The 8,659-nt window shown below is 70.4% G+C and carries 7 protein-coding genes; 3 read left to right on the plus strand and 4 right to left on the minus strand.

The genetic code is table 11. The features are described from left to right. Positions 1 to 178: 178 nt before the first annotated feature. Positions 179 to 1,510, plus strand: coding sequence for a lipase family protein (locus tag QH290_RS03055; protein WP_425303545.1), 1,332 nt, complete (start codon positions 179 to 181; stop codon positions 1,508 to 1,510). 18 nt (positions 1,511 to 1,528) lie between these two features. Here QH290_RS03055 and QH290_RS03060 read toward each other — a convergent pair whose 3' ends face one another. From QH290_RS03060 to QH290_RS03075, 4 genes are all read right to left on the minus strand, one after another. Next, on the minus strand, positions 1,529 to 2,365 hold the full coding sequence (locus QH290_RS03060) for a mycofactocin-coupled SDR family oxidoreductase (protein WP_280268846.1): 837 nt from the start codon (positions 2,363 to 2,365) through the stop codon (positions 1,529 to 1,531). A gap of 24 nt (positions 2,366 to 2,389) precedes the next feature. Then, positions 2,390 to 3,667: a cytochrome P450 gene (locus QH290_RS03065; protein ID WP_280268845.1), complete on the minus strand. Its 1,278-nt coding sequence runs from the start codon at positions 3,665 to 3,667 to the stop codon at positions 2,390 to 2,392. Between the two features lie 159 nt (positions 3,668 to 3,826). After that, positions 3,827 to 4,441: a hypothetical protein gene (locus QH290_RS03070; protein ID WP_280381894.1), complete on the minus strand. Its 615-nt coding sequence runs from the start codon at positions 4,439 to 4,441 to the stop codon at positions 3,827 to 3,829. Positions 4,442 to 4,767: 326 nt separating this feature from the next. Continuing rightward, positions 4,768 to 5,508, minus strand: coding sequence for an enoyl-CoA hydratase/isomerase family protein (locus tag QH290_RS03075; protein ID WP_280268843.1), 741 nt, complete (start codon positions 5,506 to 5,508; stop codon positions 4,768 to 4,770). An 86-nt stretch (positions 5,509 to 5,594) separates the two neighbouring features. On the opposite strand from QH290_RS03075, the gene QH290_RS03080 reads away from it, so the two are divergent. Together QH290_RS03080 and QH290_RS03085 are read left to right on the plus strand one after the other, a co-directional pair. Continuing rightward, positions 5,595 to 7,151, plus strand: coding sequence for an AMP-binding protein (locus tag QH290_RS03080; RefSeq protein ID WP_280268842.1), 1,557 nt, complete (start codon positions 5,595 to 5,597; stop codon positions 7,149 to 7,151). A 37-nt stretch (positions 7,152 to 7,188) separates the two neighbouring features. Next, positions 7,189 to 8,382, plus strand: coding sequence for an amidohydrolase family protein (locus QH290_RS03085; protein ID WP_280268841.1), 1,194 nt, complete (start codon positions 7,189 to 7,191; stop codon positions 8,380 to 8,382). Positions 8,383 to 8,659 lie beyond the last annotated feature (277 nt).

Genomic DNA, 8,659 nt, shown 5'->3' on the forward strand with positions numbered 1-8,659 from the left:
GCCCAGCGCTGCACGAGTTCCGCGGCGACGGCCTCACCGCCCACCACGAGGGAGCGCAGCCGCGGCAGCCGCCACCGCGGGTCCACGCTCGCCAGCGCGGCCGGGGTGAGGAAGGCGTGCGACACCCGCAGCCCTGCCCCGCCGTCCGCGTGCACCCCCTCCCAACACAAACAACCCCATCCACCCCCCCCCCCGGCGCGGTCGGCCCCCCCGCGCCCGCACCACCAGGACCGTGCGAGTCACGGCGCTGACGCTGGCCCTGTGCACCGCCGCCGCCGCGACCTGCCTGTCCGCGGGAGCCGCTCCCGCCGCCGAGTTCTACACTCCCCCGGCGCAATTCGCCGATGCGCCCGGCGCGGTCGTCAAGACCGAGCCGGTGCCGGTCCTGACGGTTCCCCCGGGCGCGGACGGGCAGTGGCCCGCGGCCGCGCGGCGGGTCATGTACACCTCCCGCACCCAGAACGGCGATCCGGTGCCGGTGTCCGGGATCTTCCTCGACGCTACCCGCCCGTGGCGGGGCTCCGGCCCCGTTCCCACCGTCGTCATCGCCCCCGGCACGACCGGCCAGGGCGACCAGTGCGCGGTATCGAAGGCCATTTCCGCGGGCGTGTACGCCGACACCGAACGGCTCAGCATCTCGGCGAATCAGGAGGCGGTCTCGGCCCTGGCGTGGAATTCGCTCGGCGCCCGCGTCTTCATCACCGACTACATCGGGATGGGGACACCCGGCATCCACACCTACACCAACCGGGTCGAAGAGGCGCACGCGGTGCTCGACGCCGCCCGAGCCGCCGCCGCCCTCTCGGGCTCCGGATCCGATGCGCCCCTGGCACTCTGGGGCTATTCCCAGGGCGGCGGCGCCGTCGCGGCGGCCGCCGAGATGCAACCCGCCTACGCCCCCGAACTGAATCTGAAGGGCGCCTGGGCCGGTGCCCCGCCCGCCGACCTCGCGGCGCTGATCGGCGGCATCGACGGCAACCTGATCGGGGCCGCCATCGGCTTCGCCCTCAACGGCTTCCTCGCCCGCTACCCGGAGATGCGCAAGGATTTCGACGAGCGGATATCACCGGCGGGCCGGGCGCTGCTCGGCGAGCTGGAGAACGCGTGCATCGCCGACGTCATCTTCAAACACCCGTTCGCGCGCACCACCGCCTTCACCGCCGACCACCGCCCGCTCGGCGACCACGTGCGTGAGGTCCCGGCCGCCGACCGGATCATCCGGGAGCAGCGGATCGGCACGCTGACCCCGGCCGCGCCGGTGCTCGTCACCATCGGCATCAACGACGACACCGTCCCGTACGGGCAGGCACGCACGATGGCCGAGGATTGGTGCGCCGGTGGCGCCACCGTCACCTTCCGCACCGACCCGCTGCCGCCGATCGCCCCGGGCACCGTGTTCGCCAACCACTTCGGTCCCGAACTCATCGGCGGATTCGGCACCAACGGCGCGGTCTCCTATCTGATGGACCGGCTCGACGGAAAACCCGTGCGGGGCTGCACCTTCGACTGACCGACCGCGGGCGGCCCGCTATTTCAGCAGGCTGCCCGCGTCGACCGGCAGCGTGACGCCGGTGACGTAGCGCGACTCGTCCGAGGCCAGGAACAGCACCGCGTTGCTGATGTCGACCGGCTCCACCCAGCCGACCGGCAGCACGTGCATGAACTGCGCGACCGGTGCGAAATCCTCCTTGGTCGGGTTCTCCAGGTCGGGGCGGAACAGCTTCATCGTGCCCTCGTTCATGAACATCGGCGTGTTCACGTTCGTGGGGTGCACCGAGTTGACCCGGATGGAATGCTGGCCCAGCTCGACCGCGAACGCCCGCATCAGGCCGACCACGCCGTGCTTGGCCGCGACGTAGTGGCCGGTGTTCGGATACGCCTTGAGCCCGCCCACGGAACTGGTCAGGACGATCGAGCCGCCGCCCGCCGTGATCAGATGCGGCACACCGGCTTTCGCCGCCTTCCAGACGCCGCCGAGATTGATGTCGATCATCGTCTGCCAGTCTTGTTCGCTGGTCTTGTCCAGCGTCTCGCCACCGTTGCCGATGCCCGCATTGGCGACCACGACGTCCAGCCGCCCCAGTTCCTCCACGCCGCTGTCGACGACGGACTTCAGCGCGTCGTAGTCGCGGACGTCGACCTCGGCGGTCACGATCCGGCGGCCCAGTCCCTTCACCAGGTCGGCGGTCTCGGCGAGATCGTCGGGGGTGGCGGCCGGGATCAGGTCGGTGCCGCTGACCGGCTTGCACACGTCGACCGCGATGATGTCCGCGCCCTCCTGTGCCAGCCGCACGGCGTGGCTGCGGCCCTGGCCGCGCGCCGCGCCGGTGATGAACGCGACCTTGCCGTCTACCCGTCCGGACATGGGGTTACCTCGATTCTTCGGTGCTCAGGGATTGGGGGTGAAGGTGATGTGCAGGTTCGACAGCCCGCGCAGGATGTAGGTGGGCTCGTAGTCGTAGCGGCGTTCCCCGGCCGGGCCGTGCCGCTCCGCGTCGATGCCGATGTCGAGCATCCGGTCCAGGATCCGCTCGATCGAGATGCGGCCCTCGGCCCGCGCCAGCGGGCTGCCGGGGCAGGTGTGCACGCCGCGGCCGAACGCCATGTGCTCGCGGAAGTTCTTGCGGTCCAAGCGGAATTCGTGCGGATCGGCGAAGCGCCGCGGATCCCGGTTGGCCGCACCGGGGCAGAACATCACCGTCGAACCCACCGGGATGTCGACGTCGCCGACCGTCGTGGCCCGGGTCGCCAGCCGGAACCCGCTCTTGACCGGCGAGTCCATCCGCAACGTCTCCTCGACGAACGCCGGAATCCGGCTGCGGTCGGCGCGCAGCTGCTCCTGCACGTCGGGACGGTCGCCGAGGACGCGCATCGCGGACCCCAGCAGCTTGGCCGTCGTCTCCTGCCCGGCCGCGAAGAGGAAGGTCGCCGACCGCACCACGTCGATGACCTCGGGCGTGGAGCCGTCGGGATACTTCGCCAGGGCCAGCGCGGTCAGCACGTCGTCGCGCGGCTGCTCGCGGCGGGAGCTGAGGTAGGAGACGAACTTGTCGTCCAGCCACTCCAGCGGGTTGGCGGCCAGCACGTCGTCGTCCAGCGCGCCCACCCGCGATCCGGGCCGCTCCGCGCCCAGCACGACGCGGAACGCCTCGTGGTCCTCCTCGGGGACACCGAGCATGTCGGCGACCACCAGCAGCGAGAACGGCTTGGCGTAGGCGGCGAGGAATTCGCATCGGCCGTCGGCCAGGAACTCGTCGAGCTGGCGGTCGGCCAGCCGCCACATGAAATCCTCGTTCTCCTTCAGCCGGGCGGGCGTCAGCAGCCGGGCCAGCAGCGAGCGGGCGTAGGTGTGCTGGGGCGGGTCCATCGTCACCATGTGCTCGAACATCGGCATATCGGTGCGATGCCGGGCGATCAGGTCGGTGATGTCGTCGCCCTCGATCTCGAACGGCAGCGGCGGGAACGGCCCGCCCACCGCGATCACCGACGAGAACAGGGCGGGATCCTTCAGCACCTCGGCCGCCTCCTCGTACCCGGTGACCGCGTAGACGCCGTGATGGTCCTCCCGCATGACCGGACACTTCGAGCGCAGATGGTCGAAGTACGGATGCGGATCGGGAACGAGGGCGGGATCGGTGAAGTAGTCCACCGAATCGAAGTCAGTCATGCGGGGGAACTCCTGCGATTCATTGCGGCAACCGTCAACAACGGTAACAGCATTTTCTGAGAGTGTGAATGTCATTCTCACACTCGCATAACCAACTCCGCAACGTTGCCGCCCGCACGGCGGCCGACAACATCGGAAAGGCGTGCCGAACCCGGCCCGTCAGGCCCCGGCGACCGGCCGGGCCGACACCAGATCACCCACCCGGCGGCCGGGCGAGTTCGGCTCCCCGGCCCGCAACGCCTCCGTCACCCCGACCAGTTCCGCCGGATATCCCGCCGCGGACAGCGCACACGCCTTGAACGCGCGCGCCGCCACGCTCATGCGGTGCCGCACGGGCTCGACGCGGCGCTGCAGGTCGGCGGGCAGCCCGTCACCCCACAGCGCGACCTCGGCGAGGCCGCGGTCGAGGCACGCGTGCACACCGTCTCGCACCCGGTCGTCGGACAGATAGGTCTGTGATGCCACCGCGACCGCATTCGGCCAGGTGCCGTGCACGGGGGTGGCCAGCGATCGCTCCAGGTCCAGCACCGTCGCACCGAGGATGCCCAGCGGCCGCACGTTCGCGCAGTCGGCGACCAGAACGGTGACCTCCCAGCCCGCGTAGGTGCGATCGAACAACCAGCCGCCGACGTGCCGGATGGCGTCCACGGCGCTAGGCGCGACGACCGCGAGGCGGTAGCGCTGGGGGTGGCGGCGGGCGTGCGCTCGCCAGCGGGCCGCCGAGTAGAGGTCTCGAACGTTCTGGTCACTGGAATCGACGGATCGCGCAGCCATGGTTCTCATCCCGCTTCTCGAATGTGCAGATCGCGGCAGTCCGACGGCCGGGCCCCGAAGCCGGCAACCCACCGTCCGGCGGCCGGCCGGAATCGGTGCGCCGCCGATCGGGCGGCGGCTGATCCGAGGGAGCCGACGGTCGCACCGCGAGCGGGCGGCGAGTCAGGGCTGGTGACCGTAGCGCCGCGTCGCCCCACGGGGGAATCTACCGAGGACACAGTAACCCGGTTATCCACAGTTGTGACGCAGACCTCATCGGAAGAATTGTGATCTACGTCACAGAATATTCACGGCATGCCCGCACCGGCCGCCGCTGGCTCGCGGGCCTAGGCTCCGGCCTTCGGTCGAATTCCTTTGGCACGGTTCATCACCCGATCGGCCGCGGCCCAGTGCTCGGGGCCGACCCAGAGCCGGGCGAAGGCCGCGACGGCCTCGTCCGTGGACACGCCGCCGACCACCCGCTTGATCTCCTGCGCCGGGGCGCTCGCGAGCGAGTGCGCCAGCGCGCGCCAGCCCGCGGCGAATTCGGCGCGCGGCAGCACCCGGTCGATCAGTCCCAGCCGTTCCGCTTCGGCGGCCTCGAGAATCGTGCCCGAGCCCGCGAGCAGCAGCGCGCGCCCCGGGCCGACCAGCCGGGCCAGCCGCTCCGCACCACCCCACGCGGGCATGATCGCGAGCGCCACCTGGTTGAACCCGATCCTGATGTCGTCGGCGGCGACCCGGATGTCCGCGGCCACCGCGACCTCGGCCCCGCCGCCCAGGGCATGCCCGTTGAGCGCGGCGATCACCGGCCCCGGAAACGCCGCCAGCCGGTCGCAGACGTCACGCATCCGCACGGCCATGGCCGCGGCCTGCGCCTCGGTCCGCAGCGCGGCGAGTTCCTTGAGGTCACCGCCGGAGACGAAGGCCCGGTCCCCCGCCCCGGTGAGCACCAGGGCCCGCGCCGCGGTGGCGGCATCGATCGCCTTCTCCAACTGGTCCATGGTGTCCGGCGCGATGGCATTGCGAGCCTCGGGGCGATTGATGGTCACCACCGCCACCTCGTCGTCCAGCTCGAGTTCGACCATTTCTTGTTCTCCCATGAGAAAATGTGGTTCTCTTATGACGAGAATATACGTTGCACCGGTGCCGCCGCCGGAGGGGAGTTCGACCGATGCGCACCATCCCCGAGGATCTGATCCGCCACTACCGGGCACAGGGCTGGTGGACCTCCGAGACCGTCGGCGATCTGCTGAGCGCGGGCCTGACGGCCGCTCCCGACACCGAATTCCGCATCCACTCCGCCCAGCGCCCCTGGGCCGGGACGTTCGGCGACGTGGAGCGGATCGCCCGGCGACTGGCCGCCGGATTGCACCGGCGCGGTGTCGGTCCCGGCGACACGGTGGCCTTCCAGTTGCCCAACTGGATGGAGGCCGCGGCGGTGTTCTGGGCCTCGGCGTTCCTCGGCGCGGCGGTGGTCCCGATCGTGCACATCTACGGCCGCCGGGAACTCGCCCACATCCTGCCCGCGGCCCGGCCCCGGGTCTTCGTGACCGCCGAGCGGCCCGGCGCCCCCGACATCGCCGATCTGTGCGCGGACATCCCCGTCGTCGGGGTGGTCGGGCGCGACTTCGACGACCTGCTGGACCCGGCGCCGATGCCGGGCACGCTGCGCGTCGACCCCGCCGATCCCGCCCTGCTCGCCTTCACCTCCGGCACCACCCGGGCCCCGAAGGGCGTGGTGCACAACCATTTCAGCCTCGGCTACGAGACCCGGCAGTTGTCCGGGATGTACCCGGCCGACCGTGGCAACCTGCTCACCGCGGCGCCGGTCGGCCACTTCATCGGCATGATCAACGCGTTCCTGATCCCGGTGCTGGACCGCGCGGCGATCAATCTCATCGACGCCTGGGACCCGGGCACCGTGCTCGGCTTGATGAGCCGCCACGGGCTGACCGTCGGCGGCGGCGTGCCCTACTACATCACGAGCCTGCTCGATCATCCCGACTACACCCCGGCGCACCTGACCAACATGCGCTACGCCGGGCTCGGCGGCGCGCCGGTCCCCGCGGCGGTGACCACCCGGCTGGCACGACTGGGCATCATCGTCTACCGCTCCTACGGCAGCACCGAACATCCCTCGATCACCGGCTCGCGCCATTCCGCGCCCGAGCACAAGCGGCTGTTCACCGATGGGGCGCCGCTCCCGGGCGTCGAGATCCGGCTCGCCGCCGACGGCGAGATCCTCAGCCGCGGACCGGATCTGTGCGCGGGCTACACCGATCCGGAGCTGACCGCGGCCGCCTTCGACGCCGACGGCTGGTATCACACCGGCGATATCGGGGTTCTCGACGCGGACGGCTACCTGACCGTCACGGATCGCAAGTCCGACATGATCATTCGCGGCGGCGAGAACATCAGCGCGCTCGAGGTCGAGGAGGTGCTGCTGACGCTGCCGGGCGTCGCCGAGGCGGTGGCGGTGGCCCTACCCGACCCCCGGCTGGGCGAGCGCACCGCGGCGGTGCTGCGCCTGCGCCCCGGCGGCCGGGCGCCGAGCCTCGGCGAGCTGCGCGAGCACTTCGGGCGCGCCGGTCTCGCCAAACAGAAGTGGCCGGAACAGGTGCACGTCGTCGACGACTTCCCGCGCACCGCCAGCGGCAAGATCCAGAAGTTCGTGGTCCGCGGCGATCTCGCGGCCGCGCGCGCTGACGGCATTGCGGTGCACCAATGAAGAGAATAACATTCTCATATTCGATAAGGAGGGTTCCATGACCAAGCTCGAGCTGCCCTACCAGCTCTTCGACGCCGACAACCATCTCTACGAGACCAAGGACGCCCTCACCCGGTACCTGCCCGAGCAGTACGACGGCGCCATCAAGTACGTAGAGATCAACGGCCGCACCAAGATCGCGATCCTGGGCCAGATCAGTGAGTACATTCCCAACCCCACCTTCGATGTCGTGGCCCGGCCCGGCGCCATGGAGGAGTACTTCAAGCACGGCAATCCCGAGGGCAAGAGCAAGCGGGAGATCTTCGGCAAGCCGATGTCGGCGATTCCGGCCTTCCGCGACCCGGCCGAGCGCCTGAAGGTCATGGACGAGCTGCAGCTCGAGCGCGCGCTCATGTTCCCCACGCTGGCCAGCCTGGTCGAGGAGCGGATGCGTCATCACCCGGACCTGATCCACGCGGTGATCCACTCGCTGAACCGGTGGATGCTCGAAACCTGGGGCCAGGACGGCAATTTCGTGCACTCGGGCCGGATCTTCACCATCCCGGTGATCACCCTGCCGATCGTCGAGAAGGCGATCGAGGAGCTGGACTGGGTGGTCGAGCACGGCGCCAAGGCGATCCTGGTGCGCCCGGCCCCGGTGCCCGGCCTGCGCGGCATGCGGTCCTACGCGCTGCCGGAGTTCGATCCGTTCTGGAAGCGCGTGGTAGAGCACGACATCCTGGTCACCATGCACTCCTCCGACAGCGGCTACTCGCGGTTCGACGCGGAGTGGGACGGCACCAGCCTGGAGATGCTGCCGTTCAAGACCAACACCTTCCAGATGGTCAACCAGTGGCGGCCGGTCAGCGACGCGGTGGCGTCGTGGGTGTGCCACGGCGCGCTGTACCGCTTCCCGGAGCTGAAGATCGCCGTCATCGAGAACGGCTGCGCCTGGCTCGAGCCGCTGTTCCAGCAGCTGCGCGACGTCTACAAGAAGGCACCGGAGGGCTTCGGCTTCCGGGACCCGATCGAGGCGTTGAAGAACAGCCTCTACGTCAGCCCGTTCTGGGAGGAGGACCTGCAGCGCCTGGCGACCATCATCGGGCCCGATCACGTGCTGTTCGGCTCCGACTGGCCGCATCCGGAGGGCCTCGCGGAACCGGCGCGCTACATCCACGAGATCAAGGACATGCCGCTCGACGATCAGGCCAAGATCATGGGCGGCAACCTGGCCCGGCTGCTGAAGGTATGAGCTGGCGAACCATCCCCGAGATGGTGCTGTCCACGGCGGAGGGCGGGGGGCGGGGGAGCGCCGGCGGGGGCGGCGGCGGAACCCGGCGGGAGCACACCGTGCGCGCAGGGTGCAGACGCCGGGGCCGGTGAGGTCGCAGTAGGCGAGCCTGCCCGCCATGGCCATGGTCAGCGCGATCGTCGTGCCCCGCAACGACCGGCCCCCCCCCCCGCCCAAAGGGCCGTCGGGGGCCCACGGGCGCCCCGCCCCCCAACGCCATCAGCAGGGGCCGGGGGCA

The sequence above is a fragment of the Nocardia wallacei genome, assembly GCF_029869545.1.
Classification (GTDB): Bacteria; Actinomycetota; Actinomycetes; order Mycobacteriales; family Mycobacteriaceae; genus Nocardia; species Nocardia wallacei_A.

What these genes read in the sequence shown, in the direction of transcription:
- QH290_RS03060 (WP_280268846.1), bottom strand. Translation starts at nt 2,365, where the DNA reads ATGTCCGGACGGGTAGACGGCAAGGTCGCGTTCATCACCGGCGCGGCG.
- QH290_RS03065 (WP_280268845.1), bottom strand. Translation starts at nt 3,667, where the DNA reads ATGACTGACTTCGATTCGGTGGACTACTTCACCGATCCCGCCCTCGTT.
- QH290_RS03070 (WP_280381894.1), bottom strand. Translation starts at nt 4,441, where the DNA reads ATGGCTGCGCGATCCGTCGATTCCAGTGACCAGAACGTTCGAGACCTC.
- QH290_RS03075 (WP_280268843.1), bottom strand. Translation starts at nt 5,508, where the DNA reads ATGGTCGAACTCGAGCTGGACGACGAGGTGGCGGTGGTGACCATCAAT.
- QH290_RS03080 (WP_280268842.1), top strand. Translation starts at nt 5,595, where the DNA reads ATGCGCACCATCCCCGAGGATCTGATCCGCCACTACCGGGCACAGGGC.
- QH290_RS03085 (WP_280268841.1), top strand. Translation starts at nt 7,189, where the DNA reads ATGACCAAGCTCGAGCTGCCCTACCAGCTCTTCGACGCCGACAACCAT.